Annotated in this window: 27 protein-coding genes; 12 read left to right on the plus strand and 15 right to left on the minus strand. The window is 65.4% G+C overall.

The window, feature by feature from the left end:
* Positions 1–7: 7 nt before the first annotated feature.
* From VF194_RS18785 to VF194_RS18795, 3 genes are all read right to left on the minus strand, one after another.
* Positions 8–634 (minus strand): glutathione binding-like protein, encoded by a 627-nt coding sequence (locus VF194_RS18785; RefSeq protein WP_330892733.1) that lies wholly within the window; start codon positions 632–634, stop codon positions 8–10.
* Between the two features lie 30 nt (positions 635–664).
* Positions 665–1,099, minus strand: a complete 435-nt coding sequence (locus VF194_RS18790; RefSeq protein WP_330892734.1) for a GNAT family N-acetyltransferase — start codon at positions 1,097–1,099, stop codon at positions 665–667.
* A gap of 116 nt (positions 1,100–1,215) precedes the next feature.
* Entirely contained in the window at positions 1,216–1,920 is a 705-nt protein-coding gene (locus VF194_RS18795; RefSeq protein ID WP_330892735.1) for a glutathione binding-like protein, read from the minus strand.
* A 420-nt stretch (positions 1,921–2,340) separates the two neighbouring features.
* Between VF194_RS18795 and VF194_RS18800 the strand changes: the two genes are divergently transcribed.
* Complete coding sequence (locus VF194_RS18800; RefSeq protein WP_330892736.1) at positions 2,341–2,649, plus strand: hypothetical protein; 309 nt, start codon at positions 2,341–2,343, stop codon at positions 2,647–2,649.
* A gap of 200 nt (positions 2,650–2,849) precedes the next feature.
* On the opposite strand, the gene VF194_RS18805 is transcribed toward VF194_RS18800, so the two are convergent.
* A complete protein-coding gene (locus VF194_RS18805; protein ID WP_330892737.1) occupies positions 2,850–3,737 on the minus strand; it encodes an alpha/beta hydrolase in 888 nt (295 codons plus the stop codon).
* Positions 3,738–3,935: 198 nt separating this feature from the next.
* On the opposite strand from VF194_RS18805, the gene VF194_RS18810 reads away from it, so the two are divergent.
* The 5 genes from VF194_RS18810 (at position 3,936) to VF194_RS18830 (ending at position 8,528) form a co-directional block, all read left to right on the plus strand.
* Entirely contained in the window at positions 3,936–4,802 is an 867-nt protein-coding gene (locus VF194_RS18810) for a class I SAM-dependent methyltransferase (RefSeq protein ID WP_330892738.1), read from the plus strand.
* An 81-nt stretch (positions 4,803–4,883) separates the two neighbouring features.
* Positions 4,884–5,300: a hypothetical protein gene (locus tag VF194_RS18815; RefSeq protein WP_330892739.1), complete on the plus strand. Its 417-nt coding sequence runs from the start codon at positions 4,884–4,886 to the stop codon at positions 5,298–5,300.
* A gap of 73 nt (positions 5,301–5,373) precedes the next feature.
* Positions 5,374–6,045 (plus strand): glutathione S-transferase family protein, encoded by a 672-nt coding sequence (locus VF194_RS18820; RefSeq protein ID WP_330892740.1) that lies wholly within the window; start codon positions 5,374–5,376, stop codon positions 6,043–6,045.
* 14 nt (positions 6,046–6,059) lie between these two features.
* Positions 6,060–6,341 (plus strand): GNAT family N-acetyltransferase, encoded by a 282-nt coding sequence (locus VF194_RS18825; protein ID WP_330892741.1) that lies wholly within the window; start codon positions 6,060–6,062, stop codon positions 6,339–6,341.
* A 54-nt stretch (positions 6,342–6,395) separates the two neighbouring features.
* On the plus strand, positions 6,396–8,528 hold the full coding sequence (locus VF194_RS18830; RefSeq protein WP_330892742.1) for a tetratricopeptide repeat protein: 2,133 nt from the start codon (positions 6,396–6,398) through the stop codon (positions 8,526–8,528).
* Here the strand turns inward: VF194_RS18830 and VF194_RS18835 are convergent.
* The 5 genes from VF194_RS18835 to VF194_RS18855 all read right to left on the minus strand — a co-directional run bounded on the left by VF194_RS18835 (position 8,523) and on the right by VF194_RS18855 (position 14,845).
* Positions 8,523–9,170 carry a hypothetical protein gene (locus VF194_RS18835; protein WP_330892743.1) on the minus strand — a complete coding sequence of 216 codons (648 nt, stop codon included), beginning with the start codon at positions 9,168–9,170 and terminating at the stop codon, positions 8,523–8,525. The two genes, VF194_RS18830 and VF194_RS18835, sit on opposite strands and share 6 nt — an antisense overlap.
* Positions 9,171–9,187: 17 nt before the next feature.
* Positions 9,188–10,639: a D-aminoacylase gene (locus VF194_RS18840; RefSeq protein ID WP_330892744.1), complete on the minus strand. Its 1,452-nt coding sequence runs from the start codon at positions 10,637–10,639 to the stop codon at positions 9,188–9,190.
* Between the two features lie 19 nt (positions 10,640–10,658).
* Positions 10,659–11,573, minus strand: a complete 915-nt coding sequence (locus VF194_RS18845; RefSeq protein ID WP_330892745.1) for an NAD(P)-dependent oxidoreductase — start codon at positions 11,571–11,573, stop codon at positions 10,659–10,661.
* Complete coding sequence (locus VF194_RS18850; RefSeq protein WP_330892746.1) at positions 11,491–12,477, minus strand: sulfite oxidase heme-binding subunit YedZ; 987 nt, start codon at positions 12,475–12,477, stop codon at positions 11,491–11,493. Before VF194_RS18850 ends, VF194_RS18845 begins: the two co-directional genes overlap by 83 nt.
* Positions 12,478–12,607: 130 nt before the next feature.
* Complete coding sequence (locus VF194_RS18855; RefSeq protein ID WP_330892747.1) at positions 12,608–14,845, minus strand: PAS domain-containing sensor histidine kinase; 2,238 nt, start codon at positions 14,843–14,845, stop codon at positions 12,608–12,610.
* A gap of 210 nt (positions 14,846–15,055) precedes the next feature.
* Here VF194_RS18855 and VF194_RS18860 point away from each other — a divergent pair, with 210 nt between their 5' ends.
* Positions 15,056–16,369 carry a flagellar hook-basal body complex protein gene (locus VF194_RS18860; protein WP_330892749.1) on the plus strand — a complete coding sequence of 438 codons (1,314 nt, stop codon included), beginning with the start codon at positions 15,056–15,058 and terminating at the stop codon, positions 16,367–16,369.
* Positions 16,370–16,377: 8 nt separating this feature from the next.
* Here the strand turns inward: VF194_RS18860 and VF194_RS18865 are convergent, their stop codons facing one another.
* Positions 16,378–16,752: a hypothetical protein gene (locus tag VF194_RS18865; protein ID WP_330892750.1), complete on the minus strand. Its 375-nt coding sequence runs from the start codon at positions 16,750–16,752 to the stop codon at positions 16,378–16,380.
* An 89-nt stretch (positions 16,753–16,841) separates the two neighbouring features.
* Between VF194_RS18865 and VF194_RS18870 the strand changes: the two genes are divergently transcribed.
* The 3 genes from VF194_RS18870 (at position 16,842) to VF194_RS18880 (ending at position 18,384) form a co-directional block, all read left to right on the plus strand.
* A complete protein-coding gene (locus VF194_RS18870; protein ID WP_330892751.1) occupies positions 16,842–17,204 on the plus strand; it encodes a hypothetical protein in 363 nt (120 codons plus the stop codon).
* 234 nt (positions 17,205–17,438) lie between these two features.
* Positions 17,439–17,741: a c-type cytochrome gene (locus tag VF194_RS18875; protein WP_414656125.1), complete on the plus strand. Its 303-nt coding sequence runs from the start codon at positions 17,439–17,441 to the stop codon at positions 17,739–17,741.
* A 196-nt stretch (positions 17,742–17,937) separates the two neighbouring features.
* Positions 17,938–18,384, plus strand: coding sequence for a CBS domain-containing protein (locus VF194_RS18880; protein WP_330892754.1), 447 nt, complete (start codon positions 17,938–17,940; stop codon positions 18,382–18,384).
* Between the two features lie 66 nt (positions 18,385–18,450).
* Here the strand turns inward: VF194_RS18880 and VF194_RS18885 are convergent, their stop codons facing one another.
* The 4 genes from VF194_RS18885 to gatC form a co-directional block, all read right to left on the minus strand.
* Positions 18,451–19,056, minus strand: a complete 606-nt coding sequence (locus VF194_RS18885; RefSeq protein WP_330892755.1) for a DUF6655 family protein — start codon at positions 19,054–19,056, stop codon at positions 18,451–18,453.
* A 106-nt stretch (positions 19,057–19,162) separates the two neighbouring features.
* Positions 19,163–20,635: an Asp-tRNA(Asn)/Glu-tRNA(Gln) amidotransferase subunit GatB gene (gatB, locus tag VF194_RS18890; protein WP_330892756.1), complete on the minus strand. Its 1,473-nt coding sequence runs from the start codon at positions 20,633–20,635 to the stop codon at positions 19,163–19,165.
* Between the two features lies 1 nt (position 20,636).
* Positions 20,637–22,115 (minus strand): Asp-tRNA(Asn)/Glu-tRNA(Gln) amidotransferase subunit GatA, encoded by a 1,479-nt coding sequence (gene gatA, locus VF194_RS18895; RefSeq protein WP_330892757.1) that lies wholly within the window; start codon positions 22,113–22,115, stop codon positions 20,637–20,639.
* Positions 22,115–22,402, minus strand: a complete 288-nt coding sequence (gene gatC, locus VF194_RS18900) for an Asp-tRNA(Asn)/Glu-tRNA(Gln) amidotransferase subunit GatC (protein ID WP_330892758.1) — start codon at positions 22,400–22,402, stop codon at positions 22,115–22,117. The genes gatA and gatC overlap by 1 nt, the downstream gene beginning before the upstream one ends.
* Before the next feature lie 78 nt (positions 22,403–22,480).
* Here gatC and ruvX point away from each other — a divergent pair, with 78 nt between their 5' ends.
* The gene (ruvX, locus tag VF194_RS18905) at positions 22,481–22,987 is read left to right on the plus strand and encodes a Holliday junction resolvase RuvX (protein ID WP_330892759.1); all 507 of its coding nucleotides are present in this window, start codon (positions 22,481–22,483) and stop codon (positions 22,985–22,987) included.
* 49 nt (positions 22,988–23,036) lie between these two features.
* Here the strand turns inward: ruvX and VF194_RS18910 are convergent, their stop codons facing one another.
* A complete protein-coding gene (locus VF194_RS18910; RefSeq protein WP_330892760.1) occupies positions 23,037–23,867 on the minus strand; it encodes a penicillin-binding transpeptidase domain-containing protein in 831 nt (276 codons plus the stop codon).
* 200 nt (positions 23,868–24,067) lie between these two features.
* On the opposite strand from VF194_RS18910, the gene VF194_RS18915 reads away from it, so the two are divergent.
* Positions 24,068–25,321: an MFS transporter gene (locus tag VF194_RS18915; RefSeq protein WP_330892761.1), complete on the plus strand. Its 1,254-nt coding sequence runs from the start codon at positions 24,068–24,070 to the stop codon at positions 25,319–25,321.
* The last annotated feature ends 2 nt before the right edge of the window (positions 25,322–25,323 follow it).

The following is a 25,323-nucleotide window of genomic DNA, read 5'->3' on the forward strand; positions in this document are numbered from 1 at the left end:
CCCGGTCCTACGGCACCTCGAAGCCGCGCTGCACGGCGGGACGCGCCTTGATCGCCTCGAACCAGCGCTGCACGTTCGGATAGGCGGCAAGGTCGATGCCCTGCCAGTCATGCCGCGCCACCCAGGGATAGGTGGCGATATCGGCAATCGTATAGTCCGCCGCGGCGAGATAGGCGCTCTCGCCCAGGCGTTCGTTCATCACGCCATACAGCCGCGCCACTTCGGTATCGAAACGCTTCAGCGCATAGGGCACCTGCTCCTTCGCCGCGCGGCGGAAATGATGCGCCTGGCCGAAATTGGGACCGACGCCGCCCATCTGGAACATCAGCCACTGGATCGCGATCATGCGCCCGCGCGCATCCTGCGGCATGAACCGGCCGGTCTTTTCGGCGAGATAGATCAGGATCGCGCCCGACTCCCACAGCGTGAACGGCCCTTTGCCGTAGGCGGCCAGCGGATCGTGATCGACGATGGCCGGAATCTTCGAATTCGGGTTGATGCGCTTGTAGTCGGGCGCGAACTGCTCGTTCTTGGTGATGTCGATCGGAAAGACCTGATAGGGCAGCCCGGTTTCCTCCAGCATGATGGAAACCTTGCGACCATTCGACGTGCCCCAGACATAAAGATCGATCACGAAAGACTCCTTTTCATTGTTTTGCTCACCCTACAGCTTCTTCACGAAATGAAAGCTGGAGATGCTGTAGCGCTGGCGGAAATAGAAGCGGTGCGCCTCGGTGCGATGCGTGCCGCTGTCCAGATCGACCACCTGGCGGCCTTCCTTGCGGGCCAGCGCCTCGACCCAGTCGAGCAGCAGCGCGCCAAAGCCGCGCGAACGGCCGCTTGCCCTGGTGACGAGATCGTCGACATAGATCACCGCGCCATGCGCCAGGCGATCCAGGCGGCGAAAGCCCATGCAGGCGGCCGGCAGGCCGTCGCCGTCCGTCGCATAGGCCAGCACGAAGCCCTGCTGCTGCTGGCGCCTGACCCGCTCAACGAGTTCGGCGGCGTCCTTCAGATGCGGCCGCAGCTCGTGCATGACCGGGAAACAGGCAGCGATCTTTTCGTCGGTATCGGCGATATGGACGGCAGGTTTTTGCATTCTCGGTTCCACTTTTTTGTCATGCCCGGGCTTGTTCCGGGCATCCATTTTTTCATGCAAAAGAACGTGCGGATGGCCGGGACGAGCCCGGCCATGGCACGGTCGTTTTGAGCGCGCTATCCCTTCACCACGGCGGCGGTCTGGCCGAACAGGACCTTGCGGGCCTCCTCGGTGACGGTCGGCACGCCCTGGTTCACCGCCTTGCCCTTTTCGTAGGCGATCTTGGTGGCCGGGCGGGCCCAGATGCTGTCGAACCAGCGCTTCAGGTTGGGGAAATCCTCCAGCTTCTGGCCCTGGCGCTCATGCGGCACGATCCAGGGATAGGCGGCCATGTCGGCGATGGTGTATTCGTCGCCGCAGATGAACTCGCGCCCTTCGAGCCGCTTGTTCAGAACGCCGTAAAGCCGGTTGGTTTCGTTGACATAACGGTTGATCGCATACTCGATCTTCTCGGGCGCGTACTGGCTGAAATGATGGTTCTGGCCGAGCATGGGGCCGAGGCCGCCCATCTGCCAGAACAGCCATTCGGTGCAGACGACGCGGCCGCGCAGATCCTGCGGGATGTGCTTCTTATACTTGTCGGCCAGATAGAGCAGGATCGCGCCGGATTCGAAAACGCTGATCGGCGCGCCCTTGTCGGCGGGCTCGTGATCGACGATGGCCGGCATGCGGTTGTTGGGCGAGATCTTGAGGAAGTCCGGCTGGAACTGCTCGCCCTTGCTGATATTGACCGGCTTGATCGTGTAGGGCGTGCCGGTCTCTTCCAGAAAGAGCGTGATCTTGTGGCCGTTCGGGGTCGGCCAGTAGTAGAGGTCGATCATCGTGCGGGACTCCAGGTTGAACGATGGACAGATTGAGACATCGCTGCCGGCCCGGCAAGGCGCAGACGGCCCGCCCGCACCGGAGCATGTCGGGCCGAACTAGAGCCCGAACAACGGGTTATCAAGCACGGAGCGCCCATCCGCATCGCTGCATCACGATCAGTTGCGAACCAATTGCAGCCCATTCGAGCCAATTGCATGACAAGTGCGCGCCAAGCGGCAGCCAAGGGCGGCACGATGGCGGGCCAATTCGATGCCAGGCGCGCACCGGGGCCTTGCCCGTTTTCGCCCGTCTCTCTCATATGTCTCTCTCATATGCCGACCCGCCTCTCGGCGGCCCCGCCCTCGGCGGCAAAGAGCTTCTGCGCCTGATAGTTGACGGCGAGTCGGCTCTGCTCGGCCCTGATCACCGCCTGCACCATGCGTTCGCCGCCGACGCAAGTGGATGCGATTAATGCCGACGCAGCATACAGCGAAATCGACTTTGACCGCGAAGATGATGAGGATGAAATCCATGTTCAGCACGACATAGCCACTTACCCGTCGGATTATACCCTCAGTGGAATTGCAGATATGCTCAAAGGGGGAGACATAGTCATCCGTTATAGAAACTTACGTGAGGATGTCGATAGATTTGGCGCGAGATATGTCCGCAGATTTAAGAACAATGTAGAAAAAGCTGAAGAAGATGCTTTGCGCAGATCAAAGCGGAGCATTCTATCGAGCTAGAATAGTGTTATTGTCTGGCGTCACGAATTGCACATGAAGGCAGAATCCCATCACACGCCACATTTAGTGAAGCAGTTGCATCATATGAGATTGGCAAGCGAATGATCGAATGTCTAGCCAATGCGATGCGACGTTGAGTGGGAGAGTGTAGCGTCAGGCAACGCATCCGCTGGCCTGTGCCCCGTGAAAAACGCCGCCGCCTACCCTGCCCTTGCCAGGAACGCCCGCACCTCCTCCGCCGTCTCCTGCGGAAAGGCATCGACGAAGAAATGGCCGCCGGGCAGCGAAGCCGCGCTGACATTGGCGCAGCACTTCTTCCATTCGGCGGGAATGTCGAAAAGCTGCGCCATCACGCCTTTCGATCCGTAGAACACCAGCGTCGGGCATTGCACCTTGCGGTCGATATCGGCCTCGTCGTGTTCGAGGTCGATGCTGGCCGCCGCGCGGTAATCCGAGCATGAGCCGTGAATCATGCCGGGCTCGCGCCAGCAGCGGCGGTAATCGGCCAGCATCTCGGCATCGAAATCGTTCAGCGTCGTCGCGCCCCAGCCGACCAGACAGGTTTCGTAGAAGAAATCCGGGTCCTTGCCGATCATGTGTTCGGGAAACGGCTCGGGCTGCGAAAGGAAATACCAGTGCCAGTAGGCGCCGGCGACCTTGCGGCTGGTGTCCATGAACATCGCGTAGGTCGGCACGATATCCATCACGGTGAGCGACAGGAGCGCGTCGGGGTGGTCGAGCGCCATGCGATACCCCGTGCGTCCGCCGCGGTCATGGCCGACCAGGTGGAAACGCTCGAAGCCGAGCTGGCGCATCAGGCCGAGCTGGTCCTGCGCCATGGCGCGGAACGCGTAATTCGAGCGGTCGGGCAGGCATTGCGGCTTCGATGAATCGCCATAGCCGCGCAGATCGGCGCAGACGACGGTGTAATCGCGCGCCAGGATCGGCGCGACGCGCACCCACATCGCGCGGTTCTGCGGAAAGCCGTGCAGCAGCAGCACCGGCGGGCCCTTGCCGCCGATCACGCAGGCGATGTCGATGCCCGCCACGGTGACGCTCTTGCGCGAAAAGCCCTCGAACAATGCCATGCCTTCCTCCTTTTGCTTCGTTTTGCCGAAAATCGGCTGCCGAAGACTAGCGCCGCCGCGCGCCAGCAGGCGTTGAATTCTTCGCAAGGACCCGCCGGTTTTTTTCAGCATCCGCCGTAATCGCCCGCAGCGGCGGCGGTTTTCGCCGTTGATGCCTGGTGTATTCTGGCATCAGCGAATCATCGCGCGAGGCCCGCCATGTCCGAAGCCGCAGCCAATCCCGCAGCCGGCGCGAATGCCGCCCAGGTCGAGGACTGGAACGGCGAGACAGGCCAACGCTGGCTCAGGCAGCATGAACGGCTGAATCCGCAGATCGCGCCGATCGGTCAGGCCGCGATGGACCGCGCCGCGCTGGCGGCGGGCGAGCGCGTGCTGGATGTCGGCTGCGGCTGCGGCGAAACCAGCCTGGAGCTGGCGCAGCGCGTCGGCCCCGGCGGCGCGGTGATCGGCATCGATGCCTCGCGCATGCTGCTGGACGCAGCGAAGGCGCTTATGCGGCGCACCGGAACGGCGAATGCCAGCTTCCTGCTGGGCGACGCGCAGAGCTACGCCTTCTCGCCGGCCAGCTTCGATCTGATCTTCTCGCGCTTCGGGGTGATGTTCTTCGCCGATCCCGTCGCCGCTTTCCGCAACCTGCTGGGCGCGCTGCGCTCCGGCGGGCGGCTGTCATTCGCCTGCTGGCGCGCGCCGCAGGAAAGCGAGTATGTCGCGATCCCGATGCAGGCCGCCTTGCGCCATGTGCCGCGGCCGGACGCCGCCGATCCGCCCGCCCCCGGGCCCTTCGCCTTCGCCGATGCCGATTATGTGCGCGCGATCCTCTCCGAGGCCGGCTTCGCCGCCATCGAGATCGCGCCGTTCGATCACAAGGTTGGCGGCGGCACGCGCGAGGAGACCGCCGCCATGCTGCTCGAGATGGGGCCGGCCAGCCGGCTTTTCCGCGGCCAGGACGCGGCGGTCAAGGCGGCGATCAGGGCCGAGCTGGATGCCCTGCTGGCGCCGCTGGAAACGCCCGAGGGCGTGCGGCTGGGCATCGCGACCTGGCTGGTGCGTGCGACGAAGGTCTAAAATCCGCCCGGAAATGCTGGCATTTCGGGGACAATCCTATACAGTCCTGCCGCAAGACAGGGAATGCGCGGCGAAGCTTGGATGCCCCATAAGAAAACAACGCAGATCCACTGCGGCCGCTCGAACGATTACGTCCATGCCGAAATCAAAAACGGCATTCTGTTCATCGAGGTCGTCGGCGCCCCTACCGGGCCGCAGATCGAGGCCGTGATCGAAAGCAGCCTTGCCGGCGGCTGGATCGGGCTGGCCCAGCCCTGCCTCGTCGACGTCTCGCGCTTCAGCGGCATCGTCGATTGGACGGCGATCCGCGCCGTGGCCAACATGGCGAAATGGGGCCCGCCGCCGGGCGAGACCGGGCGTATCGCCTATGTCGTCGGCAATCCGGCGATCGCGCTGCTGGTCAAGGGCGCCGCCGGCTTCTTCCCGCGCTTCCGCCATCGCGTCTTCCACGACCGCGACAGCGCCCTGCACTGGCTGGCGCCGGCCGAGGCGGCCTAGCAACGACGCTCCTGACACAACCCTGTCAGCAGGACGCCCCTAGGATGGCAGGCTCAGCAAGCAGGGGGAGTGCATGTTCCGTCTATATTCCGGTCCGCTCAGCATGTACGGCGCCAAGGCGCAGATCGCCGTGCTGGAAAAGGGCATCGAGGCCGAGCTGGTCATGGTGCCCTTCGCGATGAAGACGCTCTACGAGCCCAAGCATCCGGAGGTGCTGCGCATCAACCCGAAGCGCCAGGTGCCGGTGCTGATCCACGACGATCTGGAGATTTTCGATTCGACGCAGATTTTCGAATATCTCGAAGACCTTTGCCCCTCGCCCGCCCTGTGGCCGCAAGAGCCGGCGGCGCGGGCCCGCGCCCGCCTGCTGGAGCTGAAATCCGACGAGGTGTATTTCCCGCATATCATCCGCCTCATGGGCCTGCAGGACGCGCCCGAGGATCCGGCGGCAATCGCGGCCCGCGCGGGCGCGGCGGCCTATTATGCCGACATCGAAACCCTGCTGGCCGATGGCCGGCCCTGGCTCGCCGGAACGCAATACACCTATGCCGACATCGCCTTCTACATGGCGCAGCTATTCGGCGAGCGCATGGGCGCGCCGATCCCCGGCGCGGCCGGGCGGCTGATCGCCTGGCGCGAGCGGATGGACGCCCGGCCCGCGGTGCGGCAGGTCGCCGGCGCCATGGGCCGCTATCTTTTGAGCCAGAACCGCCGGCTGCCGGCATTCCTTCAGGCGCTGACCTGACCTATATTAGGTCCATGACCGCCGCATCGCCTGTCATCGACAACGCCGCCCATCACCGCTTCGAGATCACCGTCGACGGCGCCGTGGCTTTCGCCAGCTACCGGCGGGCCGACGGGATCGTCACCATCGCCCATGTCGAGGCGCCGCCGCAATTGCGCGGCACCGGCGCCGCCTCCAGGCTTATGCAGGGCATCATGGAACGGCTCCGGGCCGAGGGCGTGAAGGTGGTTCCGCATTGCAGCTATGCCGCCGCCTGGCTGAAGCGGCACCAGGAATTCGCCGACATGCTGGCCTGAGCCGGCGGCGGCGCATTTACCCGGCATTAGGGGCCCTGCGGCAGGCTGGGCCGGATGTCTGTCAGCCATCATCAGAACGAGACCGAGGCGCGCAACCTCAACAAGGCCCTGCGGGCGGCGGAATTCCTGCTGCGCCGGCAGCCGAAGGATACGCAACTGCTCAGCGTCGCCGCCAGTTGCTGCGAGAACTTGAACCAGCCCCTCAAGGCGGCCGGATACTGGAAACGCATCACCATCCTCGAGCCGGACCGCATCGAGGCCTACCGGCAACTGGCCCGGCTGCTGCAGCGGCTGGGCCGCATCGACGAGGCCGCCGTGATCCTGCGCCGGGCGGCGGACAGCAAAGCGCCGCCCGCGCAGCGCAGCGTGGCGCTGAACGACCTCGGCAGCCTGCTGCAGGAGGCGGGCCGGCTGGCCGAGGCGGAAACGGCCTTCCGCGCGGCGCTCGATCTGCGGCCGGAGCATGCGCCGCTCTGCTACAATCTGGGCAATGTGCTGGAGGCGCAGAACCGCCTCGCCGCCGCCGAGGCCGCCTATCGCCAGGCGCTGGCGCGGCAACCCGATCTGGTGCCGGCACTGAACAACCTCGCCAATCTGCTCGGCGATGCCGGCCGGGCGCAAGAGGCAATCGCGCTCTACCGGCAGGCGCTGGGCGTTTCGGCGCAGCAACCCGACCTCTACTGCAACCTCGCCGCCCTGATGCACGAACAGGGCGACAGCGACGGCGCACTTGCGCTGATCGACCAGGCGCTGGCGATCGCGCCGGATCACGCCCTGGCGCGGCTCTGCCGGCTCACCTTCAGCCTGCCGGTGCTGCCGCGCGACGGCAAAGAAGCCGATGCGGCGCTGGCCGCTTTCGACCGCCGCCTGGCCGAGTGGGCCGATTGGGCGAGGCAGCCGCCGCATCGCGACGCCGCGGCGGCCGTCATCGGCGACAAGCAGCCGTTCTATCTGGCCTACCGGGCCGGCAATCACCGCGACCGGCTGACGCGTTTCGGCGACGTCACCGCCGAACTGATGCGCGCGCGCTGGGGCCAGGACCTGCCGGGTATGCCTGTGCGGTCGCGGCCGAAGCTCGTCATCGTCAGCAAGCATGTCCGTCGCCACTCGGTCTGGACGGTGCTGCTCGAAGGCCTGCTGCGGCAGATCGACCGCACGCGCTTCGAGACGGTGCTGCTGCATACCGGAAGCGCGCCGGCGGATGCCGCCGAGGCCGATCCGCGCCACATGGTCGAGCGCTTCCATGCCAATCCGGGCAGCTTCGCCGCGGCGCTGGCGATCCTGCGCCGCGAGCAGCCGGACATCGTCTACTATCCCGAGATCGGCATGTGCCCGCTGACCGCGCGGCTGGCCAGTCTGCGGCTGGCGCCGCTGCAGGCGGCCGGCTGGGGCCATCCGATCACCAGCGGCCTGCCGGAAATCGATCTGTATCTCTCCGGCGAGCTGCTCGAGCCGGCCGATGCCGAGGCGCATTATCGCGAACGGCTGGTGCGGCTGCCCGGAACCGGCGCGGCGACGCTGCCGCCCGCCGTCGCGGCCGAGCCGCTGCCGCCGGACATCGCCGCCGCTTTGCCGGCGGACCGCAACGTCGTGCGCTTCATCCTGTGCCAGCATGCCTTCAAATTCGATCCGGCCGCCGATGCGCTGTATGCGCAAATCCTGGCGCAAGCCGCCCCGGCACGGCTGTTCGTCATCGTGCGCGAGAACGAGCCGGCCATCACCGGGCGGCTGCTGGCGCGGCTGCGCCGCGCCTGCGCCGCTGCGGGCGTGGACGGCGACGCGGCCATCGTGCCGCTGCGCTGGCTGCCGACCGGGCCGTTCTACAGCCTGCTGGACGCCATGGATGTCTACCTCGATTGCCCCGGCTTCTCGGGCTATACGACCGCCTGGCAGGCGCTGCATCGCGGCCTGCCCGTCGTCACGCTCGAAGGCGCCGGCCTGCGCCAGCGTCTGGCGGCCGGCGCGCTGCGCCAGACCGGCTGCACCGAGACGATCGCCGCCACGACAGACGCCTATATCGCCCATGCCCGGCGGCTGGCAGCGCAGCGGCGCGACGATCCGGCCGGCTTCCACGCGCGGCGCGACCAACTGCGCCGGCGCGCGGCGCGGCTCGACAACCAGGTCGAGGTGGTGCGGGCTTTCGAGACGGCGCTGCTTCAGGCGCTGGAGCAGCGCCGGGCTTCATAGCTCCTGCTCGAAGATGACGCCGCGCTCGGGCGCGAAGACATAGACCCGGTGTTCCAGGATGCTCTCGTCGTCCCTGTTCTGCAGCAGCCATTCGACGCGCAGGCAATGGTCGATGCCGCGGAAGCTGTAGTCGATCTCCTGGATGATGATGGTCGCCCGCTCGAACTTCGTCTGGCCGGCGACCCAGCAGACGTAATCGAACTTGCGCAACTCGCCCTGGCGCCAGCGGCCGAGCGGAAATTGCGCCGGCTCGTCGCAGGCCTCGATGCCTTCGCCAGCATCGGCGACGCGGCCGAGGGCGCGTTGGTCATGGCGCACCGCGAAGATCTGCTTCGAGGCGCCGCGCAGGCGGTCGTAGACGGTCCGCATCTCGCCGGTCCGCGGCTGCTTCCATTGCCGGGGACCCGACCAGACGATGCCGGGATTGAAGGGTTCGATGAACTGCCCCTGCGGATAGCTGATCCTGCGCTGGCCGTCCCATGCCCCGCCGATGATGAGCTGCAGCGGGATGAAGCGCACTTCCTGGGCCGCATCATAGGCGCGGTCCCAGACATCCTGGCCGGCGCCCGCCCGAACGGACGGCGCGAAAACGCCGCAGCCAAGCGCAAAGACCAGACCAATCGAAAGCCGCAGACGGCGCATTCCCCCTCCTTGCTGCCTCACTGTGCGTTGCGCGTCACCAGCCGGCCGGCGCATTCGCCGGTCACCCCCTTGCCGCCGACATAGGAGGACACGCCATTGACCCAGACCTCCTCGATGCCCCTGGCGGGCGTCTTCGGCGCCGTGTAGCTGGCGGTATCGACCACCGTATCCGGATCGAACAGCACGAGATCGGCATAGGCGCCTTCGCGCAGCACGCCACGATCCGTCATGCCGAAGACGCCGGCGGTCAGGCCGGTCATCTTGTGCACCGCCTGCTCCAGGCTGATCAGGCCGAGCTCGCGCGCATAATGGCCGAGGACCCGCGGAAAGGTTCCCCATAGCCGCGGATGCGGCATGTCGTTGCTGGGGATGCCGTCCGAGCCGATCATGCTGCGCGGATGCCTGAGAATACGGCGCACATCGTCCTCATGCATGAAGAAATAGATCGCCGCAGCGGGCAGCAGGCGCTTCGCCGCCCCCACCGCATCGATGCCCCATTCGGCGGCGATGTCGTTCAGCATGCGGCCGGCCATTTCGGGATGCGGCTCGGATGAGCTGATCTGGATCGGCAGATCGGCGCTGACCCGGTCGGGCATCAGCGCGGTCGAGCCGGCAGGATAAGGATAGACGTCGAAATCCACTTTCTGCGTCTTCGCGGCCCGGTCGATGCGCGCCAGCGTCTCCGTTGAGCGGCCGAAATTCTGCGGCAGCATGCATTTGTGATGGCTGATCACCACGGCGGAGCCGGTGTCACGGCCGATCTTCAGCGTTTCCTCGATGCTGTCGAGCACGCCATCGCCCTCGTCGCGCATATGGGTGACGTACAGGCCGCCGTGATTGCGCAGCGCTTCGGCCACGGCGATCACCTCGTCGGTCGGCGCATGCCTGCTGGGCGGATACCACAGGCCGGTGGAGAAGCCGGAAGCGCCCTGCATCAGCGCCTCGGCCAGACGCCGGCGCATGCGCTCGGCCTCCTTGTCGGTGGCGGGCCGGTCGAGGTCGAAATCCATCGCCTCGCAGCGCAACACCATATGGCCGATCAGGGCATAGACGTTGGTCGCCGGCGGCGCGCGGCGCAAAGTGTCGGCATAGGCCGAGAAGCTGTCGAACTGCCAGGCATCGGCACCGCCGATCAGATCGAGCGGCGCCGGCGGCCGCTTGCGCATCGTCGCCGGCGACAGGCTCAATCCGCAATTGCCGATCACCACGGTGGTGACGCCCTGCGACAGCTTGGGCAGCATGCAATCGGCGCCACAGAGAACGGATTGATCGTCATGGGTATGGGCGTCGATGAAGCCCGGCGCCAGCGCCCTACCCCCGGCATCCACCTCGCGGTCGGCGGTGGCAGCCGAAAGATCGCCGATCGCAACAATGCGCTCGCCCGCAACGCCGACATCGCCCTTGCGGGCCGGGCTGCCGGTGCCGTCATAGATCGTGGCGTGGCGGATCAAGAGGTCGTAGCGCGGCATGGGCTCCCTCCCCTGTTGTCTATCCCCGGGCTATCCGGCGGCTGTGCTCCAGCGCGGCATTGATCAGATTTTCGCTCGCTTCCGGCGTGCGGAAGGCGGAATGCGCGGAGAGCGTGACGTTCGGCAGTTGCGTCAGCGGGTGAGCGGCCGGCAAAGGCTCGACATCGAAAACGTCCAGCCCGGCATGGGCGATATGGCCCGATTTCAGCGCCTCGATCATCGCGGCCTCGTCGACCAGGGCGCCGCGCGCGGTGTTGATCAGCAGCGCCCCGGGCCGCATGCGGCCGATCCGCTCCTTCGACAGAAAGCCGCGCGTTTCATCGTTGAGCAGCAGATGCAGCGAAACCACATGGCTCTCGGCCAGCAGATGGTCGAGTTCGACGAACTGCACGGCCGGATCCTTCTCCTTCGGCGTGCGGTTCCAGGCCAGCACCGTCATACCCGCGCCGGAGCAGAGCCGCGCCATCTCGGCGCCGATCCCGCCATAGCCGATCAGGCCGACGGTCTTGCCGGTCAATTGCATGCCGTCGGACCGCAGCCAATTGCCGGCGCGCATCTCGCGGTCCATGCGGGCCAGGCCGCGCGCCGCCGCCCACATGAGGGCAAAGGCGCATTCCGCCACGGCGGTATCGCCGTAGCCCTTGATCAGATGCACCGCGATACCGAGATCGGCAAGCTCCTCGACATTCATGTAGCTGCGCGCGCCGGTGCCGAGAAAGACGACATGGCGCAGCCCCTTGCACTGGCGGGCAATGGCGGTCGGCAGATAGGTATGGTCGATCCAGGCGATCTCGGCGCCGTCGAGAACCGCCGGAAGCTGTTCGGGCTTTACGTCAGGCTGGCGATTGATGCTAAGAGGGGGATCGCCCTGGCGGTGCAGGCGCTGGGCCAGTTCGCCCAGGGTCGGATTGGCATCGACGAAAACGGAACGCACGGGATATCTCTCGCTGCAGGGAATGACGGGCCCCTATACTGGCGGCGAGCGCGGCAAGAGTCACCCCCATCCCGGCCAGCAGGACCCAGATGCCCGGCCGCACCCCCATATCGATGCTGAAATTCGCGGCCAGCACGCGCGGCACCAAAGCCAAATTGGTCCGCTGGGCGAAATAGACGGCCTCGCCCAGCATGGTGAGAACGGCAGAACCGAGCCCGAGCATCGCAAGTAGCCAGAGCGGCAAGGCCGGGCGGCGCGGCAGCCTGGCCTTGAGCAGGCGATAGGCCAGCAGCCAGAGCAGCAGCCCGGCCAGCAGCGTCGGCTCGGTGACATCAAGCTTCGACTGCATGAAGAAATGCAAAAGCCCGAACCCCGCGATCGGGTAGACCAGACGATGCAGCGCCTGCCAGCGCCGGCCGCCGAGCCGGCGGATCATTCCGTCGGTCGATGTCGCCGCCAGCACGGCAAGGCCGAGCAAGGCAACCAGCCCGATGATCAGGTAATTGGCCTTGGCGATCTCGCCCAGGATGCGCGGCAGATCGAACATCACATTGGCCATGTAATACAGCAGATGCACGGCGACATAGGCCGCCGCCCCGAGACCGATCATGCGCCGCACCAGGACCAGGCGTCCCCAGCGGAAAATATGCCGGGCCGGCGTGACCGCCAGCGACAGCAGCAGAAAACGGAAAGTCCAAAGCCCGGTCTGATGGATCACCTCGGTGAGCGGCCGCGGGCCAAGATCGGCCATGGCCATGCGCGCCAGCAGCCACAATCCCGGCGCCAGCAGCAACGCCAGCACGCCCGCCTTCAGGAAGGAGAAACGGCCGGCGCGATCCAGCCAGGGCCAGGACCAGCCGCCGACGCCGAGGGCCGGCCGGGGAGGCAATGCGGTATCGGTCATGCCGCATCTTTCGCGGAGAGCATCATCCGCAGCAAGGCTTCCCGAAACGAATGCACCGGATTGTGAACGTTACGGCCGCACGCTCTCCGATTTTTGATGGGCCCTGCAAGCGGGCACCGGTCGCCCCGCCTCAGCCCTTCACATCGCGCGGGAAGCTGATGGTGAAGCGCGCCCCCTCGCCTTCGCGGCTGGAGGCGGCGACCGTGCCGCCAAGCACCTGGCTGACGAGATTGTACACGATATGCAGGCCAAGGCCGGTGCCGCCCGCGCCGCGTTTCGTGGTGAAGAAAGGATCGAAGACGCGCGGCAGGTCCTCCATGGCGATCCCTTTGCCGTCGTCGCTGAATTCGATGGCGATGCGGCCCTCGCGCGGCTCGCTGACCTTGATCCGGAGCAGGCCCGGTTCAAAACGCCCCTCGAAGGCATGCTGCAGGGCGTTCATGACCAGATTGGTGACGATCTGTCCCAATGCGCCCGGGCGGCTGCGCACCATGATCCCGGGCGGAGATTCGATTTCGACCTTATGCGGCGTACGGCGCACGACCGGCGCAAGGCTGAGCAGGATTTCGCGCAGATACTCGCCGAGATCGAAACTGCGGATCACGTCGCTGGTCTGATCGGTCGAGACCTGCTTGAAGGCCTGAATCAGGCGGGCGGCACGGCCCAGATTGCCCTGCATGATGCGCAGGGCCTCGCTGGCCGTCTCGAGGAAATCCTCCAGATCGGCGCGCTTGAGCCGATCGCCCCGGAAGGCCTCGGCGAGCCGGCTGAGCTCTTCCTTGAGGTGGGATGCGGCCGAAACGCCGATGCCGAGCGGGGTGGAAATCTCATGGCTCATGCCGGCCACCAGAGAGCCGAGCGACGCCATTTTCTCGGCAAGGACGAGATTGGCCTGGGCGTCGCGCAGATCGGCGAGCGTCCGTTCGGCCTCCTCCTTGGAATGGCGCAATTCGTCTTCTATCCGGCGCCGGGCGGTGATGTTGGTGAGGACCGTCACCAGATCGCCGGAGGGCGTCAGCCGCTCCTGCACGAGATACCATTCGCCCGTCATGGTATGCATCTCGATCACCCGCTCTGGCATGCGCCGCCGCGTCAGGCCGGCGGCGGCCGGCGAGCCGGAGCCGCGGTCGTTGCGGTCGAAAACGCCGCGCTCGAAGTTCCGCTCCACCAGCTCGTCGAATGTCTTGCCGATGGTCTGCTCGACGGACAGCCCATAGAGCGCCGCAAAGCGACTGGAGCAGATGGCCACACGGTCGTTGACGTCGTAAATGGCGAAGCCGTCGCCGGCAACTTCCACGGCATGGCGCAGCCGCCGGTTCAGGGCATAGCGTTCGGATGCGTCGTAGATGGTGACCGCGACCGACTGGTCCGGCAGCCGGTCGAGGGTGAATTCCAGCACCTTTCCGGTGCTGCGCGAGCGCACGGCGGTCGCCGATGCCTTGCCGTGCAGCAGGCGGTCGATATGGAAGCGGAAATCGGCAAGCTGGATGTCGCGGAAGTCCTGCCGGTCGATCAGCAGCCGCAGCAGCTTTTCATGGTGGTCGCCCGGCAGGATGCTGCCCGGCGGCAAAGCCAGCAATTCGGCGGCGCGGCGGTTGATCGTATGCAGCCGGCCGTCCGGATCGACCAGCAGCACGCCGACCTGCAAGGCATCCAGCGCCCAGGCCTGGTATTCGCTGCGGCGGTGGCTTTCCTGGCGCGCCAATGTCAGCGCCTCGGTCACCCTCTGCGCTTCGTCGCGGGCGAGGAAATTGCGCCGCCGCTCCAGCTTGAATTGCCGCATGCCGACGATGCCGAGGCCATTGCCTGTCGCCAGCAGCAGGGCCATGCCGAAGACGATCTCCGGCGGATGCGCCGTCAAGGCAAGATTGATCAGCGCCGTACCGGCGGTCAGCAGCGCGGCATTGCCCAGGATCGACCAGGCCGGCCCCGGCGTGATCAGATAGAAGGCCAGCAAAATGGCAAAGGCCATTGCGGCGCCCGACAATCCCTGCGGCGGCGTGACATACCAGATCAGCGCGCTCAGGATCGAAAGCAGCAGCATGCCCGCGGTCGCCGCCGCATGCAGCGTGTTGGTCGTGGTGGCGCGGGCGACGACGAGCTGGAAAACGATGCCGGTCAGAAGGCCGATGCTGCGCAGCACCAGGTCCCAGTAAAAGACGATGTTCGGCCCCTGGACCAGATAATCGCGGATGATCAGCAGGCAGAAGGAGCCGGTTCCGGCAATGCCGCAGGCGCGCAGCATGGCGCGGATGGTCTCGATCCGCTGTTCGCGGTAACGCCGCTCCTGTCGGTGATCGCGGAACTCGCCCGTCCACGCGAAAATGCGTGCCTCGTCCTCGGTCAGCTTGAATGGCAGTTGCAGCATGTCCGCCTTTTGCGGCTCGGCCGGTATATCGCCGGCACATTATGACCGTTGCCGCTCGCCGCGCCTAGCCGGGCGGCAAAAATTGCCGGGTCAGTGGCGCCTGTCCAGGCGGCAACATACACGAAAACAATGACTTAGAGGGTCCGCCCGGGCGGCACGCGGCTTGCTTTGCAAAGCGCAGCCATAGATTTCGAACGACAGGAGTCGTGCATGAGCGGTTTCGGCTCATTCGATACAGCGCTGCTGGGTCTCACCGCCCAGACCATCGCGATCGGACATATTTCCGACAATGTCGCCAATGCGGGGACGAACGGCTACAAGCAGGTCGACACCGCCTTCTCCGACCTTGTCTTCACCAAGCTGCAGGGCGCCGGCGGCAACAGCGACGCGACCCGGAACATGGGCGTCAGCGCCATTCCCGATTTCGCCAACCGGCGCCAGGGCACGATCATCCACGACGACAGCCTGACCTCCATTGCGGTCAACGGCGCCGGCTTCATTCCGGTGGCCAAGCCGACCGGGTTCAACGCCGCCGACGGCACGCCATCGGGCTTCGAGGATACGACCTACTACACCAGGCTGGGCGACTTCCGCCTGGACAATTCGAACCGCCTGGTCAATTCGGCGGGCTATTATCTGCAGGCCGCCGCCGTGAACGGCACGACGCCGGGCGATTTCGTGATCGACGACAGCGACATCGCCGCCGTGCCGACCTCCACCATCAGCTACAAGATCAACCTGCCCGCCTCGGCGAATACCGGCACGACGGTCGCCAATGGCATCGGCTTGATCGATGCCAACAGCGTGCAGCAGGATTTCGGCGTCACCTGGACGAAGACGGCCGCCGATACCTGGGATCTGACCATCAACACCGCGGGCGGCACGCCGTCCAGCTTCGGGCCGGTGACCGTCACCTTCGCCAATGGCGTACTGGCATCCATGACTACCGCCGATCCGAACCTGACGGTCAGCGGCGCCGGCGCGGCGACGATCGGCTTCAGTCCCGATTTCGGCGCCGGCGCGCAGGCCATCACGCTCGATCTCGGCACCTATGGTTCGGTTTTCAGCACCGATTCCACCAGCGGCCTGACGCAATATGCCAGCCAGACGTCCGCGGCGACCAATTTCGACATCTCGCAGAACGGCCTGCTGTCCGGCCAGTTCACCAATGTGAGCTTCGACGAAGACGGCCAGATCATCTACAACTATACCAATGCCCGCTCGCAGGTCGGCGGCCAGATCCTGCTCGCCAATTTCCCCGAGCCCGACCGGCTCGACCGGGTCGATGGCACGGCCTATCGCGGCACCACGGTGGCCGGCGACGTCGTCTACGGCATTCCCGGCGATCCGACCGGCACCACCGGCCTCGGCCATATCGTCGCCAGTTCGCTGGAGCAATCGAACGTCGATGTCGCTGAGCAGATGACCCGGCTGATCGTCGCCCAGCAGGCCTATGGCATGAACAGCCAGGTGATCAAGGCATCCGACGACATGCTGTCGCGCGCCATCGACATGAAGCGCTGATCGGGGATTCAGCCCGGCGTGCAGCGCGTGATCTTGTCCGGCGCCGTATAGCGGCAGACCTGCTGCTCGCCCTGCGGCGGCACGACGTGGAAGGTATTGCCCTCGAAACGGCGTACGGCATAGCCGTTCGAGAAGCGCAGCCAGCCGAAGCTGTCGAAATACGCCTTGATCCCGTTCGAGAAGATCAGGTCGCGCCGCCGATTTTTCGATACCCGCACCTTGCCGCCGAATTCCAAGGTTCCGTCGGCGAATTCCTTGACCACGAGATCGTTGCTGCACAACGCTTCCTTGGGATCGTTGGTCAGCCGGCAGCCGAAGCCAGCCGCGCTCGGATCCGGGTTGCTGATCAGAATGGCGAAGATGGTCGCTTCCATCAGGTTCATGCTGCCCTCGCGAGTCTCGCCGGCAATTTACCACAGCTCGCCCGCCATCTTGACCTTCCCATATGGGAATCCCATAGATCACGGGCGGCATGATCCGGTCGGCATCAGAGAACGGCATCCGATTGTGGCGTTGCGCGACAGCGGCGCTGGCCGCGCTGACGCTCGTCTATGCAGCAATCCTGGCGCTCTCCGCCCCAAACCTGGCCCTTTCGGCGGCGCCGGCGGTCGCCATGGCGGCCGGTTACGCCGGCCATGGCGTCGACGGGCCGGCAAAGAAGCCCTGCGATACCGGCTCCGCGCTTTGCAGGGATTGCGCGCCGTGCAGCATCGCCGCGCTGCCGACACCGGTAGACGAACCGGCTTTACTGGCCGCGCAGGACTTCATCGCGCCGACTGCCGCGCCGCCGGCGAATCCTGCTTTCCCTCCTCCGCCCGAACCGCCAAGAGCCTGATACCGGCCCGATGACCGCGGCGATCTTGCCGCAGCTGCCCCGGTCGATGCCGTCACCGTCGACAGCGGCATGAAGGGCAATTTCGTCGTCAAGCGAATAGGCAACAACCGCAAGAGCATTCGAATGAACAAGCGTTTCCGGTCCGCAGCGCCCAGATTTGGCCTGCATATCCTGCTGCCCGTCGCAGCAATCGGCTTCTCGGTCTCGGTCATCGCCTGGGCGCAGGGCGCCGGCGTGAAGCAGCCGCAGCAGTTCAGCGTCCCGGCCAGATTCGGCCGCATCGCTTTCGATAAGGCCTGTGCGGCCTGCCACGGCGATTGGGGCAGTGGCACCGACAAGGGGCCGCCGCTGATCCACCGCATCTACGAGCCGTCGCATCATGCCGACATCGCCTTCACGCTTGCGGTGCAGCGCGGGGCACGGCAGCACCATTGGAATTTCGGCGACATGCCGCCGCAGCCGCAGGTCACGCCGGAGGAAATCCGGGCGATCATCCGTTTTGTCCGCGAGGTCCAGGAGGCGAATGGCATCCGTTAGCCGATCCCGCCGCCTCTTTCGCGGATTGATCGCAAAATGGTTCCAGCGGCATTCGCCTTGCGAAACCGCCCGCGCCGACTAGATAGCGACCAGCTCTCGCCCCTGCCCGCGCCCAGGGGCGGGCGAACAGTATCGCTCTTGCGGTGTTTCTATGGCGAGAGCACGAAAATCCGCAATTTCTGCCCAGGAGGGTGACATGAAAGTCAGCGAAGCGATGAGCCGTGATGTCCGCATCGTCAATCCAGACCAGACCATCGCCGAAGCGGCCCAGATCATGGCGGAAATCGACGCCGGCAGCCTTCCCGTCGGCGAAGACGACCGCCTGGTCGGCATGCTGACCGACCGCGATATCGCGATCCGCGGCGTTGCCAAGAATTGCGGCCCGGACACCAAGATCCGCGACGTGATGACGACGGATGTGAAATATTGCTACGAGGACGAAGCGCTCGGCCATGTCGCCAAGAATATGGGCGATATCCAGGTGCGCCGCCTGCCGGTGGTCAACCGCGAGAAGCGCCTCGTCGGCATCATTTCGCTGGGCAATATCGCCACCGAAGGCAACACGCGGCTGGCAGCCGACGCCGTTCGCAAGGTCTCCGTTCCGGGCGGACAGCATAGCCAGAGCATGGCCGGCATGCGTTGACCCGCAGCCAAATCCCCCATGGCCGCCGCCGCATGCTGCCAGGCGGCGGTCATGGGTCTGGCGGCTTTATCGGCCGACCCAATTCTCCCGTTCCGGCTCGGGCACGAGATCGTTCGTCTGCCAGGAAAAGAAGATGAGCGCCGACCAGTCGGTCTTATGCGCGAATCCGTAAACGGGATCGAGCGACTGCACCAGCATGCCGGTTGTGGCATTGTACTGCGTGGTCGCGATCTTGATCACGCCCTGCTGCGTATCGCGCTTGAACAGGGCGATCTCGGGAAAATTCAGCGGCCCGGCGAGCGGGATCGGAATGCCGAAATCGGGGATGCCGACCAGCGTCCTGTTGCGGTCGACCGACATGGCGCCGATGCGCGGCTCGATCACCACATCGGCCGCCTCGCGCTTGTTCACCAGATCGCCGCCGGCGCGCAGCACGCGGTCGCGAATGGTACCGATCAGGTATTTCGAATCCAGCCCCTCGGCATAGGTGGCATCGACGAAGACCTTCTCTCCCTCCGCAATACTCAGCGCCAGCTTGTCGGCCGCGCGCTCCGCCGCGGTGGAGAATAGAAGCTGCTCGGTGGCGGTCCGCTCGGGCTCTGTCTCGCGCCTGTTCGAACAAGCCGTCAGCAACAGAACCAGCGTGGCAGCGAGAACGAGACTGCGAAACATCGGTCATCCATCGGTTGCGGAAGCAGGTTTTATCCAACCCAAAAATGACAGAAAAAAGGCCGGAACGGCAGGCGTTCCGGCCCCGTTTCACAGCAAGGTCACACGATCACCCGGCGAGCTTGCGTTTCAGCAGCTCGTTCACCGCGGCCGGGTTGGCCTTGCCGCCGGAGGCCTTCATCACCTGGCCGACGAAAAATCCGAACAGCTTCTCCTTGCCCGAGCGGTATTCGGCCACCTTGTCGGCATTGGCCGCCATCACCTGATCGATGACGGCTTCGATGGCGCCGGTATCGGTGACCTGACGCATGCCTTTTTCGTCGACGATGGCGGCGGCGTCCTTGCCGGTCTCGACCATCAGCGCGAAGACATCCTTGGCCAGCCGATTGGAGATCGTGTTGTCGGCGATCAGGTCGATCAGGCCGCCCAGTTTCTCGGGCGTGATGGTGAAATCGGCCATCGACTGGCCCGACTTGTTCAGCGCGCCGAAATACTCAGTGATCACCCAATTGGCGCACAGCTTCGGATCGCGCCCCTTGGCGACCGCCTCGTAGAAATCCGCCGCTTCCTTCTCGGCGACCAGCACCGAAGCGTCGTAGGCGCTCAGGCCCAGCTTCTCGATGAAACGCGCCTTCTTCTCGTCCGGCAGTTCGGGCAGGCTCGCGCGGATCCGCTCGACCCACTCGCCATCGAGTTCGAGCGGCAGGAGATCCGGGTCAGGGAAATAGCGATAGTCATGCGCCTCTTCCTTCGAGCGCATGGAACGCGTGATCCCCTTGCCCGTGTCGAACAGGCGGGTTTCCTGGTCAATCGTGCCGCCATCTTCGAGGATTTCGATCTGGCGGCGCGCCTCGTACTCGATCGCCTGCTGCACGAAACGCACGGAGTTGACGTTCTTGATCTCGCAGCGCGTTCCATAAGGCTCGCCCGGCCGCCGCACCGAAACATTGACGTCGGCGCGCATGGAGCCTTCCTCCATGTTGCCGTCGCAGGTGCCGAGATAGCGCAGGATCGTGCGCAGCTTTTTCAGGTACAGGCCGGCTTCTTCCGCGTTGCGCATGTCGGGCTCGGAGACGATCTCCATCAGCGCGACGCCGGCGCGGTTGAGGTCGATGAAACTCTCGCGCGGGCTCTGGTCGTGCAGGCTCTTGCCGGCATCCTGTTCCAGATGCAGACGGGTGATGCCGATCTCGCGGGTCGTTCCGTCCGGCATGTCGAGCAGCAGCACGCCCTCGCCGACGATCGGCTGCTTGTACTGGCTGATCTGATAGCCCTGCGGCAGGTCGGCGTAGAAGTAGTTCTTTCGGTCGAACACGGAATGCAGATTGATCTGCGCCTTCAGGCCAAGCCCGGTACGCACCGCCTGCTCGACACAATAAGCATTGATCACCGGCAGCATGCCGGGCATGGCGGCATCGACCAGGCTGACCTGATGGTTCGGCTCGGCGCCGAACTGGGTCGAGGCGCCGGAGAACAGCTTCGACCTGGAGGTCACCTGGGCATGGACTTCCATGCCGATGACGACTTCCCACGGACCGGTCGCGCCCTGGATGTAGTCTTTCGCGTTGCCTTCTCTTGGCATCTTACTGCCTCCACCAAGCTTCCGGCCGGGCCGTAAAATTCGCCGCCTTCTCAAGCGTGCGGCCGACGCGCAACAGGCCCGCCTCGTCGAACGGGCGGCCGATCAACTGCAGTCCGAGCGGCAGACCCTGGCCATTCAACCCGGCTGGCACAGCCAGACCAGGCAGCCCGGCGAGATTCACCGGCACGGTGAAGACGTCGTTCAGATACATGGTCACCGGATCGTCGGTCTTGGCGCCGAGCGGGAAAGCCGCATTCGGTGTCGCCGGCGTCAGGATCGCATCCACCCGCTGGAACGCCTGCTCGAAGTCGCGCTTGATCAGCGTGCGCACCTTCTGCGCCTTGGTGTAGTAGGCGTCGTAATAACCGGCCGACAGCACATAAGTACCGATCATGACGCGGCGCTGCACCTCGCGGCCGAAGCCTTCGCCACGGGTGTTCTCGTACATCTCGATCAGGTCCTTGCCCGGCACGCGCAGGCCGTAGCGCACGCCGTCGTAACGGGCGAGATTGGACGAGGCTTCCGCCGGCGCGACGATGTAATAGGCCGGCAACGCATAATGGGTGTGCGGCAGATGGATATCGACGATCTCGGCGCCGGCATCCTTCAGCCATTCCTTGCCCTTGGCCCACAGCGCCTCGATTTCCGGGTCCATGCCCTCCATGCGGTATTCGCGCGGGATGCCGATGCGCATGCCCTTCACGCCGCCCTCCAGGTCGGCGAGATAGTCGGGCACCGGCTGGTCGACGCAGGTGCTGTCCTTCGGGTCGAACCCGGCCATGGCCTGCAGCATCAGCGCCGCATCGCGCACGCTGCGCGTCATCGGGCCGGCCTGATCCAGCGACGAGGCGAAGGCGACGATGCCCCAGCGCGAAACGCGGCCATAGGTCGGCTTGATTCCCGTGATGCCGCACAAGGCGGCCGGCTGGCGGATCGAGCCGCCGGTATCGGTGCCGGTGGCGCCGAGCGCGAAGCCGGCGGAAACCGCGGCGGCCGAGCCGCCGGAGGAGCCGCCCGGCACGAGTCTGGTGCCGTCCTTGGCGCGCCAGGGATTGACCGCCGGGCCGTAATAGCTTGTCTCGTTCGACGAACCCATGGCGAATTCGTCCAGGTTCAGCTTGCCCAGCATCACCGCGCCGGCCTGCCATAGATTGGCCGTCACCGTGCTTTCATAGGTCGGGTGAAAGCCATCGAGGATATGGCTCGCCGCCGTGGTCAGCACGCCCTCGGTGCAGAACAGGTCCTTGACCGCCAGCGGAATGCCGTCCAGCAGGCCGGCCTCCCCCTTGGCGCGGCGCGCATCGGAAGCCTTGGCCATCTCCAACGCCTTCTCCGGCGTTGCGGTGATCACGGCGTTGAGCGGCTTGGCCGCCTGCATGGCGGCAATGCAGGCCTCGGTCAGCTCGACGGCGGTGAAGTCCTTCTTCGCCAGCCCGTCCAGGGCAGCGGCAATCGTCAGGGCGGCAGGATCGATGCTCATCACTCCACCACCTTCGGAACGGTATAGAAATCGCCCTGGCGCTGCGGCGCGTTCTTCAGCACCCGCTCGGCATCGCCGCCATCGGTCACGACATCCTCGCGCCGGCGCAGGGCCATCGGGGCCACCGAAGTCATCGGCGGGACATTTTCCGTATCAACTGCCTGAAGTTCCTCGACGAACGAGAGAATCTGGTTCAATTCCGAGGTCATCCCCTCCAGCCGGTCCGGCTCCATCTTCAGCCGGGCCAGCTTGGCGATCTTGGCCACTGTGGTTCTATCCAATGACATATGCTGTCCGCTCGTTGCTGGGTCCGCTATATATAGGCGCGAATCCCTTTGAAATGGCGGCGGAAAGTAACACCCGGCATGCCCACCGGCAACCCTAACCCACCCCTGGAAAAACCCCGTTTCCGCCCCGCCGAAGGTCCGATCCGGCTGCTGCCGGGGCAGCGGTATCTCGGCCTGGATCTGGGCACCAAAACGGTCGGCCTGGCGCTGTCCGATGCCGGACACCGGATCGCCAGCCCCTACGCCACGATCAGGCGCCGCAAGTTCACGGAAGACGCCGCCGAGCTGGCTGCGATCATCGAAAAGGAGGGGGTCGGCGCCCTGGTGCTGGGCCTGCCGGTCAATATGGACGGCACCGAAGGCCCGCGCTGTCAGGCTACCCGGGCCTTCGCCCGCAACATGGCCCGGATCGCGCCGCTGCCGACCGCCCTGTGGGACGAGCGGATGAGCACCATGGCGGTGGAGCGGATGATGACCGACGAGGCCGATCTGAGCCGGGCGCGGCGGGCCGAACTGGTGGACAAGCTAGCCGCCAGCTACATCCTGCAGGCCTATCTGGACTGGCTGGCGCGGCAGCCGGCCTGACTGGCGCTTCCCTGATCGCCTGGTCCTTGGCCGCCTTCTCCTCGGCCGCCTATTCCTCGATCAGCCCCAGCCGCTTGAGCGCATCCTGCGTCGCCGGGATGCGCTTATCCGCAATCGACGGATAGTCGGGGCCGCGCAGCAGCGTCGCGAAGGTGTAGGTGCCGTCGTGTTTTTCCAGATAGCCGACGAACCAGCCGATTGCGCCCTCCCCGTCCGGCGCGGGACCGGCGCCCGTCTTGCCGCGCAGCACATAGACGCCGGGCTTGCCGCCCGCCGTCATGATGGTGCGCAGGATATCGAGGTCGCGCTGGGTGAATGGCATTTCGCCGCGGACCAGACGGGTCAGCAGTTCGACCTGTTCGTCCGGCGAGATCTGCAAGGTCGAATTGAGCCAGAAGCGGTCGATGCCGCCGGAAATGTCGGCGTTGCCATAACCGATCCGGCGCAGCATCCATCCCATCTGCCCGGCCCCGACCCTGGAGGCCACCTCGCGGTAATACCACACGACCGAGTTCTGGAAGGCGGAAGCCAGGTCATGCCCGCGTTTCCAGCTTTCCGGCCAGAAATCCTCCGGCGGGTATTTTTCCGGATCCCACTCCAGCCGGAAATCGAGGCCGCTGATCGCCCCGGTATCGAGGCCGATCAACGTATTCCAGATCTTGAAGGTGGAATACGGCGACAGGCGCTGGGCGGCCAGCTCGGGATTGTAATGCACGATATCCGCCTTCTTGCCGACATCGTGCAGCACGAAGGCTCCCTCCAGGCCCGCGAAAACCGGCGCCACCTTCGCCGCGGCGTCACCGGCATCTGCGGCCCGGCCCGGACTACCGGCCAAGGCGAGCAGGAGGAAAGCGGATAGGACAACGAGGTGGCGTTGCATGCCTCCAGCTAGAGGCTGCAATTGCGGCAAAATTTTTACCGCGGTTCAGGCCGGGCGGCTGGTTTCCGTCCGGTTTCCAACTTTTGGGCAACTTTCCCCTAGCCGTACACAAACAATCTGTTACCCTTGCTCCAACCGGCGGTGCTACAGCCGGGGTATCGAAACGCCCACAAAACGAGCAGCCCTCTCGCAGGCCCCCCATGACCGACTTCGCCCTTCCCGCGGGCCAACCCGCTTCCGTCCCGAACCGAGATCTGAAGGTCATGGTGCTGATCGGCGCCGCGCATGGCTGCAGCCATTTCTTTCAGCTGGTGCTGCCCTCGCTGTTCCCCTGGCTCAAGGATGCCTTCCAGGTCAGCTATACCGAGCTTGGCCTGATCACGACCTGCTTTTACGTGATATCCGGCACCCTGCAGACGCCGGCCGGCTTCCTGGTGGATCGCATCGGCGCGCGCACCGTGCTGATCGGCGGACTGGCGATCTTCTGCCTCGGCATCCTTCTGCTGTCCGTGGTGCCGGTCTACTGGATGCTGTTTCCGGTCATGCTTCTGGCCGGCCTCGGCAATTGTGTGTTTCACCCGGCCGATTACTCGATCCTCAGCGCCAGCATCGATTCCAAGCGGCTCGGCGTCGCCTATGGCAGCCACACCTTCGCCGGCAATCTCGGCTGGGCGCTGGCGCCGGCCATGATGGGCGGCGTGGCGGCCTTTGCCGGCTGGCATTTCGCGCCGCTCATCGCCGGCATTATCGGGCTGGTGATCCTGGCCGCACTGATCCTCAATCGTAACCTCCTGCGCGACGATGCCGGCTCCAGCCGCCGCAATGCCGGCAAGCAGGGCCAGGCGGTGCCGGCGCCATTACCGTTCGGCGCCATCCTGACGCTGCCGGTGGTGATGTGTTTCTTCTATTTCATGTTCACGTCGATCGTCGCCATCGGCCTGCAGAATTTCCTGCCCGCGACCTTGCAGACCCTGTTCGGCACGCCGCTGGCCATCGGCACCTCGGCGCTGACCGGCTTCCTGCTGGCCTCTGCCGTGGGCATCATGAGCGGCGGCTGGGTCGCCGACCGGGGCATTCCGGTCGAGGTGATCGTCGTCGGCGGCCTGCTCATCTCGGCCGCGCTGATGCTGGTGGTCGCCCTGCTGCCGCTGCCGGCCGCCCTGCTGGTGGCCTGCGTCGCCGGCGCCGGCTTCCTGTTCGGATTCACCACGCCGTCACGCGATCTCATCGTGCGCGGCGCCACGCCGAAGGGCGCGTCCGGCCGCGTCTTCGGCTTCGTCTATTCCGGCCTGGATGCCGGCTCGGCATTGGTACCGCTGATCATCGGCCAGTTGCTGGACCACGGCCATGCCGATAAGGTGCTGCTGTTCGTGGCGGCGATCCTGGCCTGCGGCAGCGTCACGGCCTTCACCGTGCGGCGCAAGTCGCAAGCGGCGACCGCCGCCGCCGAGTAAGA

The organism is Ferrovibrio sp., from assembly GCF_036381655.1.
Lineage (GTDB): Bacteria > Pseudomonadota > Alphaproteobacteria > Ferrovibrionales > Ferrovibrionaceae > Ferrovibrio.

What these genes read in the sequence shown, in the direction of transcription:
- VF194_RS18790 (WP_330892734.1), bottom strand. Translation starts at nt 1,099, where the DNA reads ATGCAAAAACCTGCCGTCCATATCGCCGATACCGACGAAAAGATCGCT.
- VF194_RS18795 (WP_330892735.1), bottom strand. Translation starts at nt 1,920, where the DNA reads ATGATCGACCTCTACTACTGGCCGACCCCGAACGGCCACAAGATCACG.
- VF194_RS18800 (WP_330892736.1), top strand. Translation starts at nt 2,341, where the DNA reads ATGCGTTCGCCGCCGACGCAAGTGGATGCGATTAATGCCGACGCAGCA.
- VF194_RS18805 (WP_330892737.1), bottom strand. Translation starts at nt 3,737, where the DNA reads ATGGCATTGTTCGAGGGCTTTTCGCGCAAGAGCGTCACCGTGGCGGGC.
- VF194_RS18810 (WP_330892738.1), top strand. Translation starts at nt 3,936, where the DNA reads ATGTCCGAAGCCGCAGCCAATCCCGCAGCCGGCGCGAATGCCGCCCAG.
- VF194_RS18815 (WP_330892739.1), top strand. Translation starts at nt 4,884, where the DNA reads ATGCCCCATAAGAAAACAACGCAGATCCACTGCGGCCGCTCGAACGAT.
- VF194_RS18820 (WP_330892740.1), top strand. Translation starts at nt 5,374, where the DNA reads ATGTTCCGTCTATATTCCGGTCCGCTCAGCATGTACGGCGCCAAGGCG.
- VF194_RS18825 (WP_330892741.1), top strand. Translation starts at nt 6,060, where the DNA reads ATGACCGCCGCATCGCCTGTCATCGACAACGCCGCCCATCACCGCTTC.
- VF194_RS18830 (WP_330892742.1), top strand. Translation starts at nt 6,396, where the DNA reads ATGTCTGTCAGCCATCATCAGAACGAGACCGAGGCGCGCAACCTCAAC.
- VF194_RS18835 (WP_330892743.1), bottom strand. Translation starts at nt 9,170, where the DNA reads ATGCGCCGTCTGCGGCTTTCGATTGGTCTGGTCTTTGCGCTTGGCTGC.
- VF194_RS18840 (WP_330892744.1), bottom strand. Translation starts at nt 10,639, where the DNA reads ATGCCGCGCTACGACCTCTTGATCCGCCACGCCACGATCTATGACGGC.
- VF194_RS18850 (WP_330892746.1), bottom strand. Translation starts at nt 12,477, where the DNA reads ATGACCGATACCGCATTGCCTCCCCGGCCGGCCCTCGGCGTCGGCGGC.
- VF194_RS18855 (WP_330892747.1), bottom strand. Translation starts at nt 14,845, where the DNA reads ATGCTGCAACTGCCATTCAAGCTGACCGAGGACGAGGCACGCATTTTC.
- VF194_RS18860 (WP_330892749.1), top strand. Translation starts at nt 15,056, where the DNA reads ATGAGCGGTTTCGGCTCATTCGATACAGCGCTGCTGGGTCTCACCGCC.
- VF194_RS18865 (WP_330892750.1), bottom strand. Translation starts at nt 16,752, where the DNA reads ATGAACCTGATGGAAGCGACCATCTTCGCCATTCTGATCAGCAACCCG.
- VF194_RS18870 (WP_330892751.1), top strand. Translation starts at nt 16,842, where the DNA reads ATGATCCGGTCGGCATCAGAGAACGGCATCCGATTGTGGCGTTGCGCG.
- VF194_RS18880 (WP_330892754.1), top strand. Translation starts at nt 17,938, where the DNA reads ATGAAAGTCAGCGAAGCGATGAGCCGTGATGTCCGCATCGTCAATCCA.
- VF194_RS18885 (WP_330892755.1), bottom strand. Translation starts at nt 19,056, where the DNA reads ATGTTTCGCAGTCTCGTTCTCGCTGCCACGCTGGTTCTGTTGCTGACG.
- gatB (WP_330892756.1), bottom strand. Translation starts at nt 20,635, where the DNA reads ATGCCAAGAGAAGGCAACGCGAAAGACTACATCCAGGGCGCGACCGGT.
- gatA (WP_330892757.1), bottom strand. Translation starts at nt 22,115, where the DNA reads ATGAGCATCGATCCTGCCGCCCTGACGATTGCCGCTGCCCTGGACGGG.
- gatC (WP_330892758.1), bottom strand. Translation starts at nt 22,402, where the DNA reads ATGTCATTGGATAGAACCACAGTGGCCAAGATCGCCAAGCTGGCCCGG.
- ruvX (WP_330892759.1), top strand. Translation starts at nt 22,481, where the DNA reads ATGCCCACCGGCAACCCTAACCCACCCCTGGAAAAACCCCGTTTCCGC.
- VF194_RS18910 (WP_330892760.1), bottom strand. Translation starts at nt 23,867, where the DNA reads ATGCAACGCCACCTCGTTGTCCTATCCGCTTTCCTCCTGCTCGCCTTG.
- VF194_RS18915 (WP_330892761.1), top strand. Translation starts at nt 24,068, where the DNA reads ATGACCGACTTCGCCCTTCCCGCGGGCCAACCCGCTTCCGTCCCGAAC.